The sequence below is a fragment of the Synechocystis sp. PCC 7509 genome (assembly GCF_000332075.2).
GTDB lineage: Bacteria > Cyanobacteriota > Cyanobacteriia > Cyanobacteriales > Chroococcidiopsidaceae > Aliterella.
Genome location: NZ_ALVU02000001.1, coordinates 2,158,977 through 2,180,508, shown reverse-complemented (window position 1 = coordinate 2,180,508; position 21,532 = coordinate 2,158,977). Strand labels below are relative to the sequence as shown.

Here is a 21,532-nt window from a genome sequence, read left to right as displayed (position 1 = left end):
AGATTGTCATGCAGCAGTTTACAATAACTGTAAACATTGCTTTACAATCACTAAGCAATTTTGCATAAAAATATTTATATTGTCTCAAACCACAATTAAGCTTTAGTTTCTTATGTCGCTTCCCAACGCCAATACTCCCTTATACAGTCATGCCTTGCCAAACATTGAACAATGGCTAATTAGTCAAGGCTGCCAGCAAGATAGTTCAGCGCCTCATTGTTGGCATATTCAAAAAGCTGACTGGAAAGCCGAACTTTGTCTTGAGGTTGAGGAAGTTACAGTACGCTACTTTCAATCTGGGGAACAAAAGCATGATATCCAACGTGCCTTTAAGTATTCTCTAAGTCGGCAAGATATAGAACAGGCTGTGTTTGCAGGCCCTTAGTAAAGAGAACTTCATCGTCTCTGCTGTGGTGAAACACAATAAATAGGCAGGTTCGGAATATGAGTAAGCTCTTTGCCAAAATAAAAAATTACTAATCCACATTCTCCCACTGGTAAGAATTACAACGGGGCAGGTTTTGGGCTTCAAGGCGAGAGGAAATAAGTATAAAACTAAGAAAAAGCAAAGGGTGAGCATTGCCCACCCTTTTTACTGTCAACTAACAACCGATGGCTGCTTGCTGAAAAAAGCATTTAGTATTTGTTCTGCCATTTGCGGCGTTGTTAAACCCAAAGCTGCTTTAGATTCATTTGGCTCGGCGTGTTCGACTAATATATCAGGTACGCCCAACCGCTTCACAGGGACAACTATATCCGCATCTAGCAATGCTTCCGCCACCGCCGTACCAAAGCCGCCAATTAGACAGCCTTCTTCTAACGTCACAACGCGCCCAATTTGTTTAGCTAGGGGCAATATTAGGTCAGTGTCCAAAGGTTTAGCAAACCTAGCATTTACTACCGTTGCCTCAATACCATGTTCGCTCAAGATTTCTGCAACCTGCATAGCTGGATAAACCATAGAGCCAAAACCCACCAACAAAACATCATCGCCCTGCCGCAAAAGTTCGCCTTTTCCTATTGGTAAAGCTTCCCAGCCTTCTTCCATCAACGGTACGCCGTAGCCGTTACCTCTGGGATAACGCATCGCAATCGGCCCAGAGGTATGCTCTACGCCTGTAACAATCATTTGCTGAAGTTCTGCTTCGTCTTTAGGAGCCATCAACACCATATTAGGCAAGCAACGCAAGTAAGCAATATCGTACATTCCTTGATGGGTTGGGCCATCCGCGCCCACAATTCCGGCTCTATCTAAGCAGAAAAATACTGGTAAGTTTTGAATGCAAACATCGTGAACAATTTGATCGTAGCCGCGTTGTAAAAAAGTCGAATATATCGCTACTACTGGGCGCATTCCTTCGCAAGCCATACCCGCCGCTAAGGTAACGGCGTGTTGTTCAGCAATTCCTACATCAATGTACTGATTGGGTAACTTTGCTTGCAACTTGTCCAAACCCGTACCTGTAGCCATAGCCGCAGTAATACCAATAATTTTTGGGTTATTTTCTGCTAGTTTGACTAAGGCGTGAGCAAATACTTTTGAATAGCCGGGAGGTTTGGGTTTTCCAGAGGGGTTAGCTTTGCCGCTAGTAAGATTAAACGGCGATTGCGCGTGGTAGCCTACTTGATCTTGCTCGGCGATCGCATACCCTTTACCTTTAACTGTAGATACATGAACTATAACTGGCCCTGTATGCTGGTGCGCTTGCTGGAATATCGCGATTAATTCCTCTAAATTGTGACCATCCACTGGACCCATGTAAGTAAAGCCAAGTTCTTCAAATACTGCGCCTACTTTTGGCACGGCTAAACGCTTCATCCCTTCTCTAAGTCTGCCCAGTTCCGGCGAGAGAGAATCGCCGACAAAAGGTAGTTGCTTGACTTGTTCTTTGATATTGTCAGAAATAAACTGCACTGGGGGACTGAGGCGCATTTTATTTAGGTGACGAGAAATTGCCCCGACGTTGGGGGAAATTGACATTTCATTGTCATTTAACACTACAAGCAAGTTAGTTTTGGGCAAGTGTCCCGCGTGGTTAATTGCTTCCAACGCCATACCGCCTGTTAGAGCGCCATCGCCAATTACAGCAACAGTCTTAAACTTTTCACCCTTCGCGTCTCTAGCTAATGCCATTCCTAGAGCCGCAGAGATACTTGTAGAGGCGTGTCCGGCTCCAAAATGGTCAAACTTGCTTTCACCGCGCTTGAGGTAGCCTGCAACTCCGTCTTTTTGGCGAAGAGTGTCAAAGCGATCGTAGCGCCCGGTAATTAATTTATGTGGATAGGCTTGATGACCTACATCCCAAATGACTTTATCGCCATCTAAATCTAAAGTTTGGTAAAGTGCTAGTGTCAGTTCTACCACACCCAAACCTGGCCCAAGATGTCCACCGCTTGTTGCTACAGTTTGCAAATGCTTTTCTCTAATTTCACTAGCAATTTGCTGCAATTGACGGATGGATAAACCGTGCAACTGGTTTGGATGGGTGATGTCACTCAGGTGCATAGAGGGGGGTACTCTCGCTAATTTTATCTATTGCGATCGCTGTTTAAACTTTATCCATAGAAACTTGGATAATGTCACACTTGGCGATTGTATTTCCATCTTTCACTTTAGAACCTTTTTTGATGGCTTTAACAGAAAGCCGAACCATTTTAGTAGTTAGTCCTAAAAGACAAGTGGAAGCTAGTTACTATAATAATTGTTACCCCGTGACTAGCTCTTTGACTAATTCTCGAAACAGCCAAACCCTGGGGCGATTGGCGAACCAACTGCTGACTTTAGATGGATTAATTTAATTTTTGCTCGATATATTAAAGAAAAGTAACACTAGCCAATTTTTAGCTTTAGCTATGGAAATGCGCCGCTTAGGTAGGTCGAATCAATTAATTAGCCCTCTTGTCATGGGAACTTGGCAAGCTGGGAAAAAAGCGTGGGTAGGAATTTCCGACGAGGAGACAACTAAAGCAATTAGAGCCGCAATTGATGCCGGAATTACGACTATTGATACTGCGGAAGTTTATGGTGAGGGACATTCCGAGCGTATTGTCGCTCAAGCTTTGTCGGAGGTAAGAGACAAAGCCGTTTATGCTACTAAAGTTTTTGCCAATCATTTGAAATACGATCAAGTGATCGAAGCTTGCGATCGCTCTTTAAAAAATCTGCAAACTGACTATATCGATCTTTATCAAATTCATTGGCCCAGTGGCAATTTTAATAGTGCCATTGTCCCCATTGAAGAAACCATGAGCGCCTTAGTTAAGCTGCTTGAGCAAGGCAAAATTCGCGCTATTGGGGTTTCTAATTTTTCCCGCCAAGAGCTAGAAGAAGCATCGCGTTACGGGCGCATTGACAGCATTCAGCCGCCTTACTCGCTGTTTTGGAGACAGGTAGAACAGGAAACTGTAGCTTATTGCCTTGACAACGAAATTTCTATTCTTGCTTACTCGTCTTTGGCGCAAGGATTGTTGACGGGCAAGTTTGCTACCGATCATAAGTTTGAAGCTGAAGATAACCGCGCTAAAAATAAGCTGTTTCAAGGAGAAAATTATCAAAGGGCGCAAGCGGCTTTAATGAAACTGCGTCCCATTGCCGATCGCCATCAAACTACTTTAGGTAATTTGGCTTTGGCTTGGCTAATTGCTCAACCTCAAACTAATGCCATTGTCGGCGCAAGAGACACAGCACAAGTTGTCGCTAATGCTCAAGCTGCAAATATCAAGCTTTCTAGTGAAGAACTTCAAGAAATTGATGCGATCGGGCGTACCGTTACTGACCACTTAGACGATAATCCGGTAATGTGGAACTTTGCCGCTTAAAAAACGTTGAGAAGTTTCAAGAATATTGAATTTTAGTAAACGTAGAATTGCTAAAACAAAAAGCAGTGATAACTTAAGTATTAGGACACAAACAACTAACCAAGAAGGCGCTCAACCTTGTGTCCCCTGTTAGAGAGCCAAACCTTGTAATTTATCCAAGCATAGAGTTAGTGGCAAAACACTTGAACAAAGTAGTAGCCAAACTCAGGTTTAGAAAGACGCAACTGTGCTGGATTTACGAGAAATGTAAACTTTAGTTATTTCTCCACTTTATTTTTTAACTTCCTTGAATAATTTGAATCCCGAAATTTGAGGGGTCTTGTCATAAGCGGATAAGACCCCTTAAATTTGTTTAGGCTACGTCTATTGACAAAATCCAGGATTTTAATAGAGAATTTACTTGTTCTGGGACTTCGTCATGGGGACAATGACCAGCCCGGAGAAAGTATTCTGTTAAATTGGGGCAGTATTGGCGAAATTTAGGCGATCGCTCTTTCGCATTCATCCAAGGATCTCCTTCTCCCCACAGCATTAGTAAGGGACACTTCAACTGTTGCAGCAAGATATCGACTTTTTCCCCTTGGGGATTGCTAAAAATTGCTGCAAATACTTGGGCTGCACCAGCATCGCAGGAAGGGCGATAAATTTCTTCCACCAATTGGTCAGTGACAGCGCTTTTGTCTAAATAAACTCTTTCTAAAGTTTGGCGAATTACCCAAGGTTGGCGCACGTATTGAAATAAAATAAACCGCGCCAAGGGTTGTGCAAACATCCATTTAGCTGCTTCACCTAAAAACTTTTGCCATACTTCCGGCGCTTTTGGTGGCTGTACTTCTGCTTGCAAAGGATCGGGTTCGGAAGATGAACTTGTATCTGAAAAAGGGCCAGCACTATTAAGTAATACTACCCCAGCCGCAGCCTCCGGGCGTTGGGCAGCGACACACAAGCAAGCATAGCCACCGAGAGAATTTCCCGCTAATACTGTAGGTTGACCGATGACTTCAGTAATAAAATCATTCAATTGATCTCGCCACAAGTCAGCGCCGTAAGCCATTTCGGGTTTTGCTGAACGTCCAAAGCCCAGTAAATCGATTGCCCATACTTCAAAATTTGCTTGCAATTGCGCGATGTTTTTGCGCCAGTGGTCTGTAGAAGCCCCAAATCCATGCACTAATAATAAAGGTGGTTGGGTTTTTTCGCCCGCCTTGACATAATAGATTGACTGTCCTCGCCACTGCCAATATTTACCGGGCGTTGGAGTAGTAGAGACGGCTGGTGTTGCCTGCATGATTTAATTAGAAATAATGTTAAGTTACTTTAATAATTCTAACGAGCGATCGCTAGAACACCGATTATGTCGCAAATAATTACTGGAAAAACTAAGCTACTGGGCGTAATTGGGCATCCTGTAGAGCATTCACTGTCGCCAATTATGCACAATGCGGCGATCGCGCATTTAGGCTTAGACTATGTTTATTTACCTCTACCAGTACATCCAGACAATCTACAAGCGGCAATTTCTGGATTTGCGGCAATCGATTTAGTGGGCTTTAATATTACAATTCCCCACAAGCAAGCAATTACGCCTTTAATTACAGAAATATCTGCTACCGCTAAAGCAATCGGCGCTATAAATACCGTTTGGCGGACAAGTAGCAGTATTTGGGCGGGTACTAATACCGATGTCGAAGGTTTTATTACTCCTTTGCAAACTTACGCTCAAAATTGGAGCGAAAAAACTGCCTTAGTTTTGGGTAATGGTGGCGCAGCGCGGGCGGTGGTAGCAGGTTGCGCTCAATTAGGTTTTAAGGAAACCTATGTAGTGGGAAGAAATCCTACAAAGTTAGCCGAATTTATTGCTAGTTGGGGAAATTCAGCTTTGGCGACACAATTATTAGTCCGCAGTTGGGATAAATTGCCGCTACTAATTCCCCAGGCAAAAGTAATTATCAACACAACTCCCATCGGGATGTATCCCAACGTTCGCGAGTCGCCTTTGAGTGATGAGGAAATGGGATTATTAGCAGCAGATGCGATCGCCTATGACTTAATTTATACTCCTAGTCCTACCAAGTTTTTACAACAAGCACAAGCAAAGGGGGCGACGGCTATTGATGGCTTAGAAATGCTTGTACAACAAGGAGCCGCCGCTTTAAAAATTTGGTTGCAACAACCCGCACCCATTGATGTTATGCGTCAGGCGTTGCAAAACTATCTTAGTAAAGGTTAATAAATTTTTAAAATTATGAGCTTAACTTGAATGCAAATCAATCTTGAAGCTTACTTTTGCAAGAGGTCTAATATGTTCGAGAGACAGATTACGAGCATAAAACTTACCGCCAGCATAGCGAAACGGCGAGTTGATAGAACCATTCATTCATTGATTGTTTTATCTTAAAAATTAGCTAGGAAGAATGAACCTATCCCAGTAATAAAATTCTGTTAATCCAAATGTGAATTGTTGCAAGGGAAATAAAAGCATTAAAGCAGGCAGAAATTCTTTCCCATCGAACAACAAGTCTACGGTATTTCCGTTGAAACCATGCAAAGCAGCGCTCTTGTTGAAAACGAGGGACTGACATTTTTATGGGTCTACCTCGATTTCTTTTAGTTTTCCAGGCTCGCTTCGGCAACTGCGGTCTAATACCACGTTTGCGTAAAGCCGCACGCAAATCTTTGGAGTCATAGCCTTTGTCCCCAGCCAGCACTTTGACCCGTTTACGGGGTCTGCCAGGAGAATTAGTTTTGACAGTAACGCTATTCAATAGCGGCATCACTTGTTCTCTTTCACTACCATTAGCTGCGGTCGTGCAATTAGCCAGAGGCATACCATTACCGTCGGTCAAAGTATGAATTAAAATTCCTTTGCCCTTATAGCCATAAGCAACGTCCTCACCTCCTCCTTTCCCAGGGGGAAAAAGAGCCATCGACCGCACCATGACTCCAGTTAATTAATCCTTTTTCCGAGGCGATGCCTAATATCCTTGCTTGTAGTCGCTCTAGCGTTCCATCTGCTTGCCAGCTTTTTAGCCATCGGTGGGCTGAACTTTTTGATGCCCAAACTTCTCCCTTCGGTACATCGCACCAACGGCAGCCCGTAATCAATTGCCTTCATTAAGGTGTTGATTACATGACGGAAAGGCGCATGGGGCATTCCCCGTCCCCGTTTTTCTCCTTTCTCGCCGATCACATCCTCAAACAACTTCCATTCTAGATCGCTTAATCCCTCAAATCTTCCCGCCATATTCTGTAGGACTTAATCACTCTGACAATTAGATTATCACCTTTTGACCTTAGTGGGATAGATTCAATGCTAACTATAGCAATCCTGGTTGATTCATAAACATGATCGCGTAGCAATGCATTGCGCCCCTACAACGTTCACAATTGATTTAGGATTGCTATACAGTATTCATAAATTATACTTGTCAACAGCAGATAAAAAGCACCGTAATTCAAGTAGCGCCCCTCCTGCAAGGCTTTCACGAGAAAAGCCTAGACTGTGGTGAAATGCCATTGTAAAGACAGGATAAGTATTAGCTTAACTAAACTTGTTTGATGTCTGGGGAAGCGATCGCACTTTATCGTTTTGTTGCAAAAATTGCTAGTAACTGCACTAGCACCCGATATCTCTGGGACAATCGGAAACTACAAGACAAATAATTTAATTATCCCCAGCTATATAAATTAGGGAGCATGGCAAAGATATGAAATTGGCTTATTGGATGTATGCAGGGCCCGCCCATATTGGAACTTTGCGAGTTTCTAGCTCTTTTAAAAACGTCCATGCCATCATGCACGCACCGATTGGCGACGACTACTTTAACGTTATGCGATCAATGTTAGAGCGCGATCGCAATTTTACGCCAGTTACTATTAGTTCGGTAGATCGCAACGTACTAGCGCGGGGTTCTCAAGAAAAGGTAGTTGACAACATTACTCGCAAAGACACCGAAGAACACCCCGATTTAATTGTGCTTACGCCTACTTGCACCTCTAGCATTTTGCAAGAAGACTTAGAAAACTTTGTCGAACGTGCTTCTATTGATACAAAGTGCGATGTCATGCTGGCAGATGTCAACCATTACCGCGTTAACGAGTTGCAAGCGGCGGATATTACGTTGCGGCAAATTGTGCAGCTATACACCGAAAAAGCTCGGAAAAAAGGCGAATTACCTACAGGTAAAACTGAAAAGCCATCCGTAAACATTATTGGTATTTCTAGTCTCGGCTTCCACAATCACCACGATTGTACCGAACTTAAAAAATTGATGACGGATTTGGGAATCGAAATTAATGAGGTAATTCCTGAAGCAGCATCGGTGCTTAACCTCAAAAGACTTTCTCAAGCTTGGTTTAACTTAGTACCTTATCGGGAACTAGGGGTAATGTCGGCGAAGTATCTAGAACAAGAATTTGGGATGCCTTATGTAGATATTACGCCAATGGGTGTAGTAGAAACGGCGCGTTGTATTCGCAAAATTCAGCAGATTCTCAACGACCAAGGCGCAGAGGTAAACTACGAAGACTTTATCAACGAGCAAACTTTGTATGTTTCTCAAGCTGCTTGGTTTTCGCGCTCCATTGACTGTCAAAATTTAACTGGGAAAAAAGCTGTAGTCTTTGGCGACAGCACCCACGCCGCCGCGATGACAAAGATATTAGCGCGAGAAATGGGCATTCACGTTGTTTGGGCGGGTACTTATTGCAAGTACGACGCTGAGTGGTTTAAGGAGCAAGTAGGGGAATATTGCGATGAAGTGATTGTCACCGAAGATCACGGACTAATCGGCGATGCGATCGCCCGCACAGAACCATCAGCTATCTTCGGTACGCAAATGGAGCGGCACGTAGGCAAGCGTTTAAACATCCCTTGCGGTGTAATTGCTGCTCCCGTACACATTCAGAACTTCCCCATCGGCTACAAGCCATTTTGCGGCTATGAAGGCACAAATCAAATTGCTGATTTAGTCTACAATTCCTTTACTTTGGGTATGGAAGACCACTTATTGGAAATCTTTGGCGGACACGATACCAAGGAAGTTATTACTAAAGGCATTTCCGCAGGTTCTGACCTTGGTTGGAATAAAGAAGCACAGGCAGAATTAAATAAAGTGCCGGGGTTTGTACGCGGTAAAGTTAAACGCAATACTGAAAAATTTGCGCGCGATCGCGGTTTTAGTGTAATTAGTCTTGAAGTCATGTACGCCGCCAAAGAATCTGTAGGCGCGTAGTTAGAGTCTAAAAATGAGTAAGGAATTGAGAGTAAACACCTCAATTCCTTGTTTATTTATAAATTACGAATTAATTTGGTTGTATCTATTAATACTGATGTATGTTGATAACTTATACTTTTAAAAAATTATTATAATATGGGTTCTTCAGATTTTAAAAAAGAAGAAAATAATTTTAAAGAATACTATGACTCAAAACTAGAGTTTTTAAAATCTGCTGAGGCTTCATTTAAAACTTTAATTACAGCCTTATTAACAGATATTGAGTTAGAATCAATTACTTCTCGACTAAAAGTGCGTGAAGAATGTATTGAAAAATTTACAAGAAAATATAGAAAAGATTTGGAAAAAAACAATGAGGAGTATGAAATTAAGGAACATATCACTGATCTAATTGGCATTAGAGTTATTTGCTTATACGAGGAAGATATTAACAAAATAAAAGAACTGTTGGAAAACGATTTTAAGGTGACTGAGTATAGCGATAAAACAAAAGCTCTAGAAAAGACAGAAAATCAATTTGGTTATAAAAGTTTGCATTTAGATTTAACTCTAAATTCTACAAGAGAGAATTTACCTGAATATAAAAATCTATCCCAGATTAAATCTGTTGAAGTACAAGTTAGAACAATTATTCAAGATGCTTGGAGCGTCCTAGATCATAAATTAAAGTACAAAAAAGAACTCTCACCTAATCTGAGTAGGCGTATAAATAGACTTGCGGCTTTATTTGAAATTGCCGATCAAGAATTTTTAGCAGTAAAAAAAGAAGCAGAAACAATAGAAAAAAATACAATTCAAAATGTAAATGAAAATAAAACAGATAATCAACTTAATACTTTCAGTTTTCTGGAAATTATAAAAAGAAATCTTCAGTTTAGTGGTTATACGTTTGCACGAGAGAGAGCAGACGAACTTGTGAAAGAAATTCTTAATATTTTCCCAGAATATAAAACGCAAAGTTTTAAAACTGCTTTAGAGAACTATTTCAATAAAGTAATTGAATTCAAAAGGAAAATTAACTCGGATAGTAAAGGCGATAATAACCTGAATCCATACACGATGATAAGACACGCTCTTTATTTATCTGACAAAGAAGCGTTCAAAGATATTCTTTATCTAAGTCAGAGGAATAGTTTTGATGAATGGTTGCAAACTGGAGATAGGTAAATTTCTTTGATGTAAAAAAATACTTTTAAATTGACTTTGTTTTCGTACTGGTAATTCAAGTGCTAGGGTGAGCGCTCCTTTTAAGCCTGTATAATAAGAAAGTTTAGCAATTTGGTAAATCCGCTTGTCAATTGTTTTTTTCTGAGTTAGCAACAATCAAACTTACCAAGTGTTTCGCAGTGTGATCGCACTTTCCAACATTAAAAATTTTACGCTACGCAAAAAAGTTGCAATTCCTCACTGATAGGCGAAGATGACTTTATACCTTACGGCATGACAACGTTCCTCACAGATTACACAGATATCTCCAGAATTCATTGTTCCTCAAGGCTAAATCTAAAGCAGCGTAGCGAATTAGGTCAGTTTTTAACTCCTGCTTCAATTGCCCGTTTTATGGCAGGAAAATTTAGCAACTTATCAGATCATATCAGTCTTTTAGATCCTGGAGCCGGAGTTGGATCATTAACAGCCGCTTTTGTAGAACGACTATTGATGAATCCTCATAGTGTTAAGAGATGCTCGATAACAGCTTATGAAGTTGAGTCAATATTTATCCCATCTTTGCAGCAATGTCTTATAGAGTGTTGTATAGCTTTAGAAAAAAGAGGGATTCAAGCAGATTATTGTTTACGTGAAGAAAGCTTTATAGAAGCTATTACTGAAATAAATTTGCCGCTTTTTACTCCATCTGCTAACAGTTTTACTCACGCGATTTTAAATCCGCCCTACAAAAAGATTAACAACCAATCAATCGAAAAGAAACTTCTTTCAAAACTTGGGATTGAAACTGTTAATTTGTATAGTACCTTTGTCTGGCTTACTATGCTACAGCTTGTTGAGGAGGGAGAAATAGTTGCAATTACGCCCAGAAGCTTTTGTAATGGTGCTTATTATCGTCCTTTTCGTCAAGCTTTTTTGAAAGAAATGGGGCTTGATAAAATTCATGTTTTTGAGAGCCGTTCAGCAGTTTTTTCAGAGAGTATATTACAAGAAAATATTATTTTTCATGCTATTAAAACAAAAAACAAACCTGACTGTATAGAAATTACCAGTAATTTTACAGATGAGACAGATGAATTTTTAGAGTCAAGGTACGTTCCCTATAGCAAAGTTGTTGAAACCAGCGATTCGGAAAATTTCATTCATATTGTGACAAACTCTCTTGATGATGCTTTGAGAGTGCAAATGGATAGATTTTCATCTACCTTAAATGACCTTGGTTTAAAAGTTTCAACGGGTGCAGTTGTCGATTTTCGTCTTAAATCAGCGCTAAGAACTTCCTGGGACGAAAAAAGTGTTCCCCTGCTTTACCCAGAATCAATCAAAGCCGGAAAAGTATTGTTTCCACCCGTCAATCCTCGTAAGGCGATCGCAATTGAACAAAACCAACAAACAAGTAAATGGTTAGTTGAATCGGGTTGGTACGTTTTGATAAAGCGTTTTTCTGCCAAGGAAGAAAAGCGTCGTCTTGTTGCGGCGGTTTGTTCTCCTCTAGATGCACCAGTATTAGGCATAGAAAATCATCTTAACTACTACCATGCCGAAGGCAAGGGCATGAATCCTGACCTTGCACGAGGTTTAGCAGCATTTCTTAATTCAACTTTACTTGATATTTTTTTTAGACAATTTAGTGGGCATACACAAGTCAATGCCACAGATTTGCGTAAAATTAAGTACCCTTGCAAAGATGACTTAATTCAGCTAGGAAGCCAAATTGGAGATCGTTGCTTTAACCAAACGCAACTTGATACAGTCATACATACAACTCTGTCTATTATGAGCGAAACAACAAATGCTGTTCAAGCTAGTGAAAGAATTAAAGCAGCACTGGCAATTCTCAAAGAGATTTCGGCCCCAAGAGAGCAACAAAATGAGCGATCGGCACTTTGCTTACTTGCCTTAGCAAACATTCAACCTGAAACGCCCTGGAATCAAGCTACAGCACCAAGACGCAGGATTACAGAGATGATGGATTGGTTTCGTGATTATTATGGGAAACAATACGCGCCAAATACACGCGAGACAGTAAGACGGCAAACTATGCACCAGTTTGTACAGATGGGGATAGTTATTGAGAATCCAGATCAACCAGATAGACCAATTAATAGCCCAAAATGGTGTTATCAGCTTCATCAACAAGCTTTATCCCTGCTTAAATCCTATGACTCCGAGCAGTGGGAAGAAGCACGTCAAAATTATATTGTTTCAGTCACAAACTTGTTGCAGAATAAAAAGCGCAACATACCGATGATTCCCGTAAGTTTGCCTAACGGTCAAGCTATTAAGCTATCATCGGGGGGACAAAATATACTGATAAAAGATGTTTTGGAGAGTTTCTGCCCCAGATTTACACCGGAAGGGTTAGTTCTGTATGTGGGCGATGCTGGAAACAAGTTCATCGTTAATGAAACTCAGAGATTCCGAGAAATGGGGATTGAATTAGATCCTCATGGGAAAATGCCAGATATTGTAGTTTATTACGAGCGTCAAGACTGGTTGGTATTGATAGAAGCTGTGACAAGTCATGGCCCAGTCAACTTAAAACGTCACAATGAATTGAAGCAGCTTTTTCAGTCCAGTAGCAAAGGCTTAGTTTTTGTTAGTGCTTTCCCAAGTCGTAGAGAAATGACTCGGTATCTTGCGGAGATTTCTTGGGAGACAGAAGTTTGGGTTGCAGATCAAAGCGACCATATGATTCATTTCAACGGCGAGAGATTTCTTGGCCCTTATGAAAACCCAGCGAAAGGACATTAAAACCGCCGATGGGGTTGATCGCTAAAAATTGTCTGGTGGATAAAAACAAATAGAGCGATCGCACTATTTGTCCTAACTAAAGACAAGCTCAAAGACGAGGAAACTAAGCAATTGATGGTTGCCTTTTACCAAAATCTCAACAAAGGTATGACCAAAGGAGAAGCTTTGCGTCAGGCAAAGTTGAGCTTAATTGACAAGCATCCTTTGTATTGGTCGCCATTTATTTTAATTGGGGATGCGCGTTAGAAGTGCGATCGCCCACTAATTTAAGTCAATTCAGCTTCTTTAGGTGTTGGTAATTCGGGCGCAACAATTTCGTCTTTCATTTCTTTTTCTTGCTTCAATATGCTCCACAAATGCACTGTCGAAAGTAATATTGCTCCCGCCGATAGCAAGTAACTATGGATAGTGTAAAGATGCTCTACTGTAGTTGTATTTAACGCGCCACCGCCTACTAACACATCTCTTAAAGTCGAACCAACTAGCGGTATTGCTTCAATAGTGCTTAATTCAATCCGAAAGCGCCAGTAACCTTCTTGACTCCAATCTAAAATAATTGCCGTCCAAGCAAGACCGATCGCGTTTAATATCAAAAAAATACCGCTTACCCAAGCTATTAGCCAATTAGAACGGAATTGTCTACCTAAAAACATTACTACCATTTGAATTAAACTTACGCCGATTAGCAACGTTCCCGCGCGATCGTGAAGGGTGTGAATTAGTAAACCATTGGTAACTTCTGTATCAATCCACTTCAGCGACTGATAAGCACCTCCGGCGGCGGGTTCGTAGTAAAAAGATAGTAATACTCCTGTAAGTGCTGCGATCGCAGTTAAAGTTACAATCGCCACCGATAATATTGTCGCTGTCCGCCGCAATCTAAAATCGTAAGTAGAAATCATAACTGCTAAATGTATAGTTTTGTTTACAATTTTAACTTAGCAGCCAATATGTGCAGGTGATCTTAAGATAGATAAGTCACCCAAGAGGGTAAAACGGCAGCCGAACCATACCAAAGTCCCGGCGATCGCGGCGAGTGATTGATATTCTCAATAATTAAATTTTCCGCACCTTCCAAATGCGCCGCCATAATTGGTGTAATCCCGTCTCCCCAAGTATTTCCCACTCCGCAAGTTTGCTGATAGCTACTGTAAGCCAGCCATTTAGAAGAAAGGCGACTGCCAAAAATAGTTTTTCCGGCAACGCAAATGTAACGAACGGTAGGATAAAAAGCGCCAGGATAGTTATTATTGACAAAATCTAAATTCCATCGCGTCCATCGCTCTTGACTAATGTGAGGCGTACCCAGGGTAACTAGATTAGCAATGTAGGGGTGAGCATGACAAAGCGCTTGAGACTCTATTTCTTTGCGCCCCAAATAAGGCTTTTCTCCCAGATAAATCCGAGAAATCCACCCCCCCGCCGAATGACCAATTAAATTAATTTGTGTAGTGTTAGATTGTTTTAAAGCTTGCTTTACAGTGCGATCAAGTTGTTGCAAAATCGGTGTAATCGGTCGTCCGCCCAAAGTTGGCAACCAATCGCGGCGGCGTAATGGTACGGTGAAAGTAGGAAAACCCAGTTGTTGTAAAGCTTGTTGCAAAGGCAAATAGGCGATCGCACTTTCCAAGTATCCCGGCAAAATAACTGTAGGCAACATTAGGTTTAATTAAACTAAACTTGTGAAAATTGGCACTTTATACGGAATTAGCGTCGGTACGGGCGATCCAGAATTAATTACAGTCAAGGGACTAAAAATCCTCCAGTCGTCAACAGTAGTTGCTTTTCCAGCAGGAATAAACGGCAAACTCGGCATCGCTCAACAAATTGTAGCGCCTTGGATTAGCTCTAATCAGCAACAACTAGCTTTAGATTTTCCCTACGTGCAAGAAAAGGAGATTCTAGAATTCGCCTGGAAAAATGCCGCCGTCCAAGTTTGGCAATATTTGCAACAAGGAGTTGATGTTACTTTTGTCTGTGAAGGGGATGTTAGTTTTTATAGTACCTTCAGTTACCTGGCACAAACTTTGCAACAAATCCATCCTGAAGTATTAGTCCAATCAATTCCTGGAGTTTGTTCGCCAATGGCTGCTTCTTCAGCGCTAGGATTACCCTTAACCGTTGGCGCAGAAAAATTAGTAGTTTTACCCGCAATCTATCAGCTACAAGAACTAGAAGCTGTATTAAACTGGGCAGATGTAGTAGTTTTAATGAAAGTTGCTTCAGTATACGCACAAGTATGGAAAATCTTAGAGCGGCGTAATTTATTAGAGCGCAGCCGAGTTGTAGAACGAGCTACCCAAAAAGATATGGTAATTTATGATAGCTTGCGCGATCGCCCTTCTTTACAGTTGCCCTATTTTTCGATTTTAATTGTGCAAGTAAGCCAGCGATCGCATTTATAAAGGAAGTAATGATTGCTGATTAAAATAAGATAGTTTTGCGCTCAAGTTATCGACTTTTCCACCCAAAAAATAACTTTAAAAATTCCCATAACTGAAAAATATTTTTATGTCTAACACTGCAAACAAAAATTTACTATCTAGCACTGGTATAGCGATATTAGCCTCCGTAGGAATTCATGGATTGCTTTGGGCGGTGTTGCCAGGATTAACATTAGATTCCCAAGCTGATAAATCGCCATCTCAAAGAACTATAGGACTTGTGGACTTATCTCCCCAAGAACAAAACCGTCTTCCCCAAGTTTCCAACCCTGTAGATAACACCCTACCGCCCTTTGCTTCTCAACTAACCGATTTGCCACCACTACCGCCCGCGCCACCTTATCAAACAAGTGTAATGCCACCGTTGCAACTTCCACCAGGTAGTGCGCCGATTTACAACCAAATTCCTAATCAAACTCCTCCACTGCAAACTTTTCAAGTACTTTTACCACCGCCACCGAATACCTCTTTTCCGCCCATTCCTTACGAAAACTTGCCTAATTACCCTAATAATTTGCCGCTCCCTTCTGCTCCTCCCGCACCACCTTTCGTTTTGCCAGCCAATAACGGCTTACCCGATACACCTTTAACTGCCGATCGCACTTTGCCCGCAAATGACGAAATCGCCACCGCTACACCTTCCCCAGCGCCAACTTCCAATTCAAATATTCCTTCCCCAAGCCCAACAGTAGAAGGCAATAAACTACCAGAAAGAGGCAAACAAGAGTTATTGGCAATGCGCGATAGTATGAGAAATAACTTTCCCTCAAGAGCGGCTACACCAGCACCAACAACTACTCGCGCTCTGAGCCGTCAAGAAATTGCCGCCGCTTTGAGGAGACAAGATCGCTTACCACCAACAACTACTCGCGCTCTGAGTCGTCAAGAAATTGCAACAGCACTGAGAGGAAATCGCAATCCGTCTAGCGAACTATCAGAGGACACAAAAACCGCTCTTGACAATTTGGACAAATTCAAACGTCAACAAGCTTTAGTTCAAGCTCAAAATCCCGACGTAGTTACAAAACCACCAATTCGCCGCAAATTGACAACGTGCGATCGCGCAATAGACGGTGATGTCGCCGTAGTTAATGTAGTGGTTAATCCAGAAGGAAAAAGATTATCTGAACCTAATTTAATTACCAAAACTGGAAAGCCAGACATTGCTCAAGCGCAAAATTACGTGAGAAATTATGAGTTTGCTAAAACTGATAAAACTACTAACTACAATTTTCGGCTTGAGTTTGACTATAGTACCAATAAATGCGCCCAAGCAAAGCCAACTAGGAGCAGCCCTACCCCTACACCAACTCCTCCTAGTCCTGAACCCACAAGTACACCTACGCCTTCTTTAGATACACCACCGAGTCCCTCCCCAGAACCTACCACTACGCCACAAAGCGCACCGTCACCAATCGATCCCAAAAAACCTAGCTTTTAGAGCTTAGGTTGCATAAATAACCAGTTATAGAGAGGAGCAAAATAAATGCGTCGGTTATTGGTAACTGGCGGAGCGGGGTTTATTGGTACAAATTTTGTGCGTTATTGGTGCGATGCTTACCCAGGCGATCGCCTTGTGGTCTTAGACGTGCTTACTTATGCCGGAAATAAGCAGAATTTGCAGGAATTAGAAGGAAATCCTAATTTTTGTTTTGTTCAAGGAGATATAGGCGATCGCGCTCTGGTAGACAAATTACTAATATCAGAAAATATTGATACTATCGTTCACTTTGCGGCGGAGTCTCATGTTGATCGCTCTATACTCCAACCTGCGACTTTTATTCAAACTAATATAGTTGGAACTCATACCTTATTAGAGGCTTTTCGTCAATACTTAGCAGCAAAAATTGTAAATAAGGCGCTATTTCTGCATATTTCTACTGATGAAGTTTACGGTAGTCTGAGCCTTACAGAACCTGCTTTTACAGAAACAACTCCTTATGCTCCCAGTAGTCCTTATTCGGCTTCTAAAGCTGGCAGCGATCACTTAGTACGCGCCTATTACCATACCTACGGATTGCCAACAATTGTAACTAATTGCTCTAATAATTACGGCGCGTTTCAGTTTCCTGAAAAGTTAATTCCTTTAATTTGTATCAATATTTTGCAGGGTAAAAGTTTACCTATTTATGGTGATGGGCAAAATATCCGCGATTGGCTGTATGTGGGCGATAATTGCACGGCAATAGAAGCAGTAATTAGGCGCGGTAAACCTGGGGAAACTTATAATATTGGTGGCAACAATGAAATTAAAAATATCGATTTAGTTAATAAAATCTGTACTTTAATGGATGAATTGGCTTCGATACCTATAAATCCTAGTAATCAATTAATTACCTACGTTCAAGATAGACCGGGACACGATTTTAGGTATGCCATTAATGCCAGCAAAATTAAAACTAAGCTAGGTTGGACACCAAAAACAACTATGCAAGAAGGTTTGCGTCGTACTGTGCAATGGTATTGCGATCGCCGTCAATGGTGGGAAGCCTTGCTGTAAATATGAAATTGCCAGGTTGTTAACCTCCTGGCAATTCTAAAAAACTTTTAATCAAGTCGAAGCAATTAACTAACTTCTGGCTTCTCAAATCTGCCGTGTATTAGCTCTAAATCGTGTTCTATTTCCTCGATAGTTTCGGGAGAGCGCAGACGGAGCATTAAGAACCATCCACCACCAACTACCAGGTACAACAAAAATAAATAAGGAAATACGTTGTAAGGAAAAGCTGGAACGGGGTAAACGCTACCAATTACAGGAACTAGCATAAACAAAATTGCTAGAAGGGCGATCGCCATATTGCCAATATTCAATTTTCCTTGCTTTTGCAGATAAACCGGAGCGGCAATGGAAACTAGAATATACACTAGCAGAAATCCGTAAGCAGCAATACTTCCCAAGTATCCGTAAATATCCAAAACTGGAATCCCAAACATGGAGATAGAGGCGGGGACAACAAATACAAAAACCGAACAGAGCGTTACAGCAATATGAGGTGTTTCATTATCTTCATGAGCTTCACCAACCGACGAGTGAAACAATCCATGACGCGCCATAGCAAAGAAAATCCGCGCTCCTGCCGAGATACTAGCAAGGCAACAAGTGAAGAAACTAATGGTTACGCCAATAGAAATAATTGCTCCTAATCCTCCTACTCCCGCCAGACTAGCCAGAAGACTAAGGGGAGTAGCCACTTTATCAAAAGGCGTTTCATGTCCCCTAAAACCTATCACCTCTGTGTAGGAAAGAAGCACGTAGCATAGACCAGATAGCACCGTACTCCAAATTACCGCGCGGGGAATAGAGCGCAAAGGATTTTTAGCTTCGTCACCCATTGTCGTCGCACTTTCAAACCCAACGTAGCTAAAAATAGCCAAAACTAGCCCCAATCGTAAACCTTCAAAAGAAACCCCTTCAAGGGCAAGTTGCGATGTATCAATAGTGAAGCCTTGCTTAAATAATACAATTACAGTCAATAGTAAAATTAAACCAATAGAACTTACTTCCAAAATCAGCATAGTGACCGTTGATAGCTGGACATCGGAGTAAGCGTAATACCAAGCTAAACCCGCACAGATTGCAAACAAAAATATCGGCGCAGCATGAATACCAAAACCCGCCAACACCACATCCATATAGATAGAGAAGCCGCCCAACACGGTCATCGCCGTAAATAAATAAGCTAAAATCAGCGCCCAGCCAGAAAGAACTCCAGCCGTTAAACCCAGTCCCTTAGCTACGTAACTATATAATGCTCCTGGAGCCGCAGAGTTGCGGGCAAATTGATTAATATTAAGACTAACTAAAGCAAGTCCTATCGTTGCAATTAAATAAGCCAGCCAAGTTCCGTTTCCGGCGCTGGCAAATACTAATGGTATAGTTACAGCTACCATTCCAGAAGGGGCAATATTTCCCAGTGATTGAGCCAGTATTTCGGGAAAAGAAAGGCACTCTTTCCGCAAGCCAGAATTACTTCTTCTTGAATTGACAGTCATCTTAAACCTTATATTGAGTTAATTTTTGTCTAGCTATAAACAAACAACTGTTTTTTCATTACTAAAGAAAGCAACTTAATTACTTGACTGAGATTGAAAAAACTTATATATCAGCATGAGTGCAATCTAGAACCCAGTCATCAGCGTTTTTACGAGAATATTGCCGTTTGCATAAATCCTAAAAACTGGTTTCAGTATTACTACGTAGACATGAACGGTGGCGCTAAGTGTTAAGAACAAATACTTGCCGCCATAGTATTAGCAAATTACTATAGTAAACCTCTTGCGAAAGTAAAATTTAAAATTGATTTACATAAATGTAAAGCTCATAATTGTAAATAGAAGATATTAAATTAAACCTTAATCCAAATGTTTTCTTCGGTTTCGATATCGCCCTTGTAAAATTCTAAATCTTTTCAAATGTGCAAAGATATTTTCAATAACTATTCTCTCTTTTGCTAGCTCCCTATTCTCTTTTTTATCTGCTATAGAAAACTTACCTTTTTTTGGCTTCTTTTTAGGTGTTTTACTGAAATGATGATACTTTTTAATTCCTTCTCTTGAAAAGCTTGGGGGAAGGAAACCGCTCCCCCCAACTTTTCGCTGATATCCTTTGTCTGCTAAACATCTAACCTCTTTTTTAATCCTGATCTTACTCCTTTTATACAACTTAAAATCATGCTCAGTCCCTTTTCTATATGCTGTACATAGTATTTCTCCATTCCTTTTATCGATAATTACTTGGGCTTTCAATGTATAGATTTTTTCTTGCCGCTATAATAGCTCTTTTGTTTTTTTAGGTCTTTCTATGGGGGTTTCGCTTACATCTATCACTACTGTTTCTAGCTGACAATCATCTTGGATTAGTCTTTTTTTTCCTGGTAATCTTAATTCGGGTGCTTGAATTAATATATTTTCTATTTTCCTAGTGCTTCGATAGGCTGTGGACTCGTTTACTCCCCAAGTTGCTCCTAAATGAAAATATGTTTTGTACTCTCGTAAGTATTCTAAGGTCATTAAAACTTGGTCTTCTACCCCTAATTTCGATGGTTTCTCTGTTATCTTACGTGAACAATATACTTTTTTGACTATTTCTACCCTTTGCTTAAATGTCTCATACTGCACACCACATAAGCGCTTAAAGTCTTCAGCCTTTAGCTTTTTTACTTGTTTATAAGTCATTTTTGTATTTATCTAATCTCTTTCTCCCCATTGTAATTCGTACTTTTGCAAGAGGTCTGTTGATTTCGATGGAGATGTGGATCGATTAGTTTATGTGCAGAACCATATTCCAAGTGATTTAAAAGATAGGGTATTTGTTATCGGAGTGTTATCTGAACCAGAGAAGTTAAGAAGCAACATTAATAAGAGTTTTGAAGAAATTGGAGACACTCTCGCCCAGGATTGCCCTGAAAATCAAAATGAATTATGGGGACATGAGCTTCTCAAACACAATAAAGCTGAATTAGCTCGTATAGTTCCTTCGCTCAAACAATTTTTGTTTAATTAAAATCCAGCAGATTTCTAAATCTAGGGTAGTCCTGCTGTAATGCGATCGCATTGCATCCTGTTTTTGCGCTAATAGTTAAGGTATTAGATAACTAAGTCTCAAGTTGTGTTTTGAATCAGTTAGGAAAGCGAAGTCTCAATTCAACCGTTATCTTGCTTAGTCTCAAGTGTTAAAGCTATCTGTAAGTCTGCCAGATTATTACGGTAATTTGAAGATTTGACACTGCCTGTGATGCTATAGTAGTGTCATGTCTGATTTACCGTTACTTCGGATTGTTGTTGATACCAATGTTGTATTTGAAGGTCTCACAAAACAAGGCGGGGCTTCAGGTCTGATTATTGATGCCTGGCTAGTTGGGCAAGCTTTGTCTTCTGAGATTGATTCTGTTTTAGCAACGCGCGAACAAACTGAGCCAGAAGCAGAACTGAGTTTAGATATCGTTGCTCGTCTCCAAGAACGAATCCAAAAGCGATCATGAATTTTGATGTTTGCTTCTACCGTTCTAAGTTGTAAGTCAAGCCGAAATTGTCAACAGCTAACAAGTCTGTTGAAGCGGACTTGCAAAGTTTATTGGGATTGTTGCAAAGGCAAATAAGCTGATAAAATTC

The 21,532-nt window shown here is 40.9% G+C and carries 20 protein-coding genes and 1 pseudogene; 13 read left to right on the top strand and 8 right to left on the bottom strand.

Features of this window, described 5'->3' with window-relative positions; translation table 11 throughout:
• The first annotated feature begins 112 nt into the window (after window positions 1–112).
• Window positions 113–385 (top strand): DUF3143 domain-containing protein, encoded by a 273-nt coding sequence (locus SYN7509_RS0210990; protein ID WP_009630654.1) that lies wholly within the window; start codon window positions 113–115, stop codon window positions 383–385.
• Between the two features lie 213 nt (window positions 386–598).
• Here the strand turns inward: SYN7509_RS0210990 and dxs are convergent, their stop codons facing one another.
• Window positions 599–2,506 (bottom strand): 1-deoxy-D-xylulose-5-phosphate synthase, encoded by a 1,908-nt coding sequence (gene dxs, locus SYN7509_RS0210985; RefSeq protein WP_009630653.1) that lies wholly within the window; start codon window positions 2,504–2,506, stop codon window positions 599–601.
• 71 nt (window positions 2,507–2,577) lie between these two features.
• On the opposite strand from dxs, the gene SYN7509_RS0210980 reads away from it, so the two are divergent.
• On the top strand, window positions 2,578–2,799 hold the full coding sequence (locus tag SYN7509_RS0210980) for a hypothetical protein (RefSeq protein ID WP_009630652.1): 222 nt from the start codon (window positions 2,578–2,580) through the stop codon (window positions 2,797–2,799).
• A 3-nt stretch (window positions 2,800–2,802) separates the two neighbouring features.
• Window positions 2,803–3,819: an aldo/keto reductase gene (locus SYN7509_RS0210975; RefSeq protein WP_227501492.1), complete on the top strand. Its 1,017-nt coding sequence runs from the start codon at window positions 2,803–2,805 to the stop codon at window positions 3,817–3,819.
• 352 nt (window positions 3,820–4,171) lie between these two features.
• Here the strand turns inward: SYN7509_RS0210975 and SYN7509_RS0210970 are convergent, their stop codons facing one another.
• A complete protein-coding gene (locus SYN7509_RS0210970) occupies window positions 4,172–5,107 on the bottom strand; it encodes an alpha/beta fold hydrolase (RefSeq protein WP_009630650.1) in 936 nt (311 codons plus the stop codon).
• 66 nt (window positions 5,108–5,173) lie between these two features.
• Between SYN7509_RS0210970 and SYN7509_RS0210965 the strand changes: the two genes are divergently transcribed.
• A complete protein-coding gene (locus SYN7509_RS0210965) occupies window positions 5,174–6,049 on the top strand; it encodes a shikimate dehydrogenase (protein ID WP_009630649.1) in 876 nt (291 codons plus the stop codon).
• A 190-nt stretch (window positions 6,050–6,239) separates the two neighbouring features.
• On the opposite strand, the gene SYN7509_RS0210960 is transcribed toward SYN7509_RS0210965, so the two are convergent.
• Window positions 6,240–6,746: a transposase gene (locus SYN7509_RS0210960; RefSeq protein ID WP_028954076.1), complete on the bottom strand. Its 507-nt coding sequence runs from the start codon at window positions 6,744–6,746 to the stop codon at window positions 6,240–6,242.
• A 20-nt stretch (window positions 6,747–6,766) separates the two neighbouring features.
• The gene (locus tag SYN7509_RS29185; RefSeq protein WP_202807209.1) at window positions 6,767–7,063 is read right to left on the bottom strand and encodes a hypothetical protein; all 297 of its coding nucleotides are present in this window, start codon (window positions 7,061–7,063) and stop codon (window positions 6,767–6,769) included.
• Window positions 7,064–7,526: 463 nt separating this feature from the next.
• Here SYN7509_RS29185 and bchB point away from each other — a divergent pair, with 463 nt between their 5' ends.
• The 4 genes from bchB to SYN7509_RS28465 all read left to right on the top strand — a co-directional run bounded on the left by bchB (window position 7,527) and on the right by SYN7509_RS28465 (window position 13,223).
• Window positions 7,527–9,053 carry a ferredoxin:protochlorophyllide reductase (ATP-dependent) subunit B gene (bchB, locus tag SYN7509_RS0210950; protein ID WP_009630390.1) on the top strand — a complete coding sequence of 509 codons (1,527 nt, stop codon included), beginning with the start codon at window positions 7,527–7,529 and terminating at the stop codon, window positions 9,051–9,053.
• Window positions 9,054–9,191: 138 nt separating this feature from the next.
• Window positions 9,192–10,223 (top strand): GTP pyrophosphokinase, encoded by a 1,032-nt coding sequence (locus SYN7509_RS0210945; protein ID WP_009630391.1) that lies wholly within the window; start codon window positions 9,192–9,194, stop codon window positions 10,221–10,223.
• 273 nt (window positions 10,224–10,496) lie between these two features.
• On the top strand, window positions 10,497–12,977 hold the full coding sequence (locus tag SYN7509_RS0210940) for a BsuBI/PstI family type II restriction endonuclease (protein ID WP_009630392.1): 2,481 nt from the start codon (window positions 10,497–10,499) through the stop codon (window positions 12,975–12,977).
• Between the two features lie 114 nt (window positions 12,978–13,091).
• Window positions 13,092–13,223 (top strand): CHAT domain-containing protein, encoded by a 132-nt coding sequence (locus SYN7509_RS28465; RefSeq protein ID WP_084610663.1) that lies wholly within the window; start codon window positions 13,092–13,094, stop codon window positions 13,221–13,223.
• 20 nt (window positions 13,224–13,243) lie between these two features.
• On the opposite strand, the gene SYN7509_RS25690 is transcribed toward SYN7509_RS28465, so the two are convergent.
• Both SYN7509_RS25690 and SYN7509_RS0210925 read right to left on the bottom strand, forming a co-directional pair.
• On the bottom strand, window positions 13,244–13,879 hold the full coding sequence (locus SYN7509_RS25690; protein WP_009630393.1) for a cytochrome b N-terminal domain-containing protein: 636 nt from the start codon (window positions 13,877–13,879) through the stop codon (window positions 13,244–13,246).
• 62 nt (window positions 13,880–13,941) lie between these two features.
• Window positions 13,942–14,637 (bottom strand): esterase/lipase family protein, encoded by a 696-nt coding sequence (locus tag SYN7509_RS0210925; RefSeq protein WP_009630394.1) that lies wholly within the window; start codon window positions 14,635–14,637, stop codon window positions 13,942–13,944.
• Between the two features lie 22 nt (window positions 14,638–14,659).
• Here SYN7509_RS0210925 and SYN7509_RS0210920 point away from each other — a divergent pair, with 22 nt between their 5' ends.
• The 3 genes from SYN7509_RS0210920 to rfbB all read left to right on the top strand — a co-directional run bounded on the left by SYN7509_RS0210920 (window position 14,660) and on the right by rfbB (window position 17,921).
• Window positions 14,660–15,382: a precorrin-2 C(20)-methyltransferase gene (locus SYN7509_RS0210920; RefSeq protein WP_009630395.1), complete on the top strand. Its 723-nt coding sequence runs from the start codon at window positions 14,660–14,662 to the stop codon at window positions 15,380–15,382.
• A 106-nt stretch (window positions 15,383–15,488) separates the two neighbouring features.
• Window positions 15,489–16,862 carry a hypothetical protein gene (locus tag SYN7509_RS0210915; protein ID WP_009630396.1) on the top strand — a complete coding sequence of 458 codons (1,374 nt, stop codon included), beginning with the start codon at window positions 15,489–15,491 and terminating at the stop codon, window positions 16,860–16,862.
• Window positions 16,863–16,907: 45 nt separating this feature from the next.
• A complete protein-coding gene (gene rfbB, locus SYN7509_RS0210910) occupies window positions 16,908–17,921 on the top strand; it encodes a dTDP-glucose 4,6-dehydratase (RefSeq protein WP_009630397.1) in 1,014 nt (337 codons plus the stop codon).
• Window positions 17,922–17,986: 65 nt separating this feature from the next.
• Here the strand turns inward: rfbB and SYN7509_RS0210905 are convergent, their stop codons facing one another.
• Entirely contained in the window at window positions 17,987–19,414 is a 1,428-nt protein-coding gene (locus tag SYN7509_RS0210905) for an APC family permease (RefSeq protein ID WP_009630399.1), read from the bottom strand.
• Window positions 19,415–19,712: 298 nt separating this feature from the next.
• Window positions 19,713–20,596 (bottom strand): annotated as a pseudogene (locus tag SYN7509_RS29180) (IS5 family transposase).
• A gap of 76 nt (window positions 20,597–20,672) precedes the next feature.
• Between SYN7509_RS29180 and SYN7509_RS25680 the strand changes: the two are divergent.
• Together SYN7509_RS25680 and SYN7509_RS30675 are read left to right on the top strand one after the other, a co-directional pair.
• A complete protein-coding gene (locus SYN7509_RS25680) occupies window positions 20,673–20,924 on the top strand; it encodes a hypothetical protein (protein WP_009631376.1) in 252 nt (83 codons plus the stop codon).
• A 247-nt stretch (window positions 20,925–21,171) separates the two neighbouring features.
• Entirely contained in the window at window positions 21,172–21,402 is a 231-nt protein-coding gene (locus tag SYN7509_RS30675; RefSeq protein WP_009631377.1) for a hypothetical protein, read from the top strand.
• The last annotated feature ends 130 nt before the right edge of the window (window positions 21,403–21,532 follow it).

What these genes read in the sequence shown, in the direction of transcription:
- bchB (WP_009630390.1), top strand. Translation starts at nt 7,527, where the DNA reads ATGAAATTGGCTTATTGGATGTATGCAGGGCCCGCCCATATTGGAACT.
- dxs (WP_009630653.1), bottom strand. Translation starts at nt 2,506, where the DNA reads ATGCACCTGAGTGACATCACCCATCCAAACCAGTTGCACGGTTTATCC.
- SYN7509_RS0210915 (WP_009630396.1), top strand. Translation starts at nt 15,489, where the DNA reads ATGTCTAACACTGCAAACAAAAATTTACTATCTAGCACTGGTATAGCG.
- SYN7509_RS29185 (WP_202807209.1), bottom strand. Translation starts at nt 7,063, where the DNA reads ATGGCGGGAAGATTTGAGGGATTAAGCGATCTAGAATGGAAGTTGTTT.
- SYN7509_RS30675 (WP_009631377.1), top strand. Translation starts at nt 21,172, where the DNA reads ATGTCTGATTTACCGTTACTTCGGATTGTTGTTGATACCAATGTTGTA.
- SYN7509_RS28465 (WP_084610663.1), top strand. Translation starts at nt 13,092, where the DNA reads ATGGTTGCCTTTTACCAAAATCTCAACAAAGGTATGACCAAAGGAGAA.
- SYN7509_RS0210965 (WP_009630649.1), top strand. Translation starts at nt 5,174, where the DNA reads ATGTCGCAAATAATTACTGGAAAAACTAAGCTACTGGGCGTAATTGGG.
- SYN7509_RS0210980 (WP_009630652.1), top strand. Translation starts at nt 2,578, where the DNA reads ATGTCACACTTGGCGATTGTATTTCCATCTTTCACTTTAGAACCTTTT.
- SYN7509_RS0210940 (WP_009630392.1), top strand. Translation starts at nt 10,497, where the DNA reads ATGACAACGTTCCTCACAGATTACACAGATATCTCCAGAATTCATTGT.
- SYN7509_RS0210960 (WP_028954076.1), bottom strand. Translation starts at nt 6,746, where the DNA reads ATGGCTCTTTTTCCCCCTGGGAAAGGAGGAGGTGAGGACGTTGCTTAT.
- SYN7509_RS25690 (WP_009630393.1), bottom strand. Translation starts at nt 13,879, where the DNA reads ATGATTTCTACTTACGATTTTAGATTGCGGCGGACAGCGACAATATTA.
- SYN7509_RS0210970 (WP_009630650.1), bottom strand. Translation starts at nt 5,107, where the DNA reads ATGCAGGCAACACCAGCCGTCTCTACTACTCCAACGCCCGGTAAATAT.
- rfbB (WP_009630397.1), top strand. Translation starts at nt 16,908, where the DNA reads ATGCGTCGGTTATTGGTAACTGGCGGAGCGGGGTTTATTGGTACAAAT.
- SYN7509_RS0210905 (WP_009630399.1), bottom strand. Translation starts at nt 19,414, where the DNA reads ATGACTGTCAATTCAAGAAGAAGTAATTCTGGCTTGCGGAAAGAGTGC.
- SYN7509_RS0210925 (WP_009630394.1), bottom strand. Translation starts at nt 14,637, where the DNA reads ATGTTGCCTACAGTTATTTTGCCGGGATACTTGGAAAGTGCGATCGCC.
- SYN7509_RS0210945 (WP_009630391.1), top strand. Translation starts at nt 9,192, where the DNA reads ATGGGTTCTTCAGATTTTAAAAAAGAAGAAAATAATTTTAAAGAATAC.
- SYN7509_RS0210990 (WP_009630654.1), top strand. Translation starts at nt 113, where the DNA reads ATGTCGCTTCCCAACGCCAATACTCCCTTATACAGTCATGCCTTGCCA.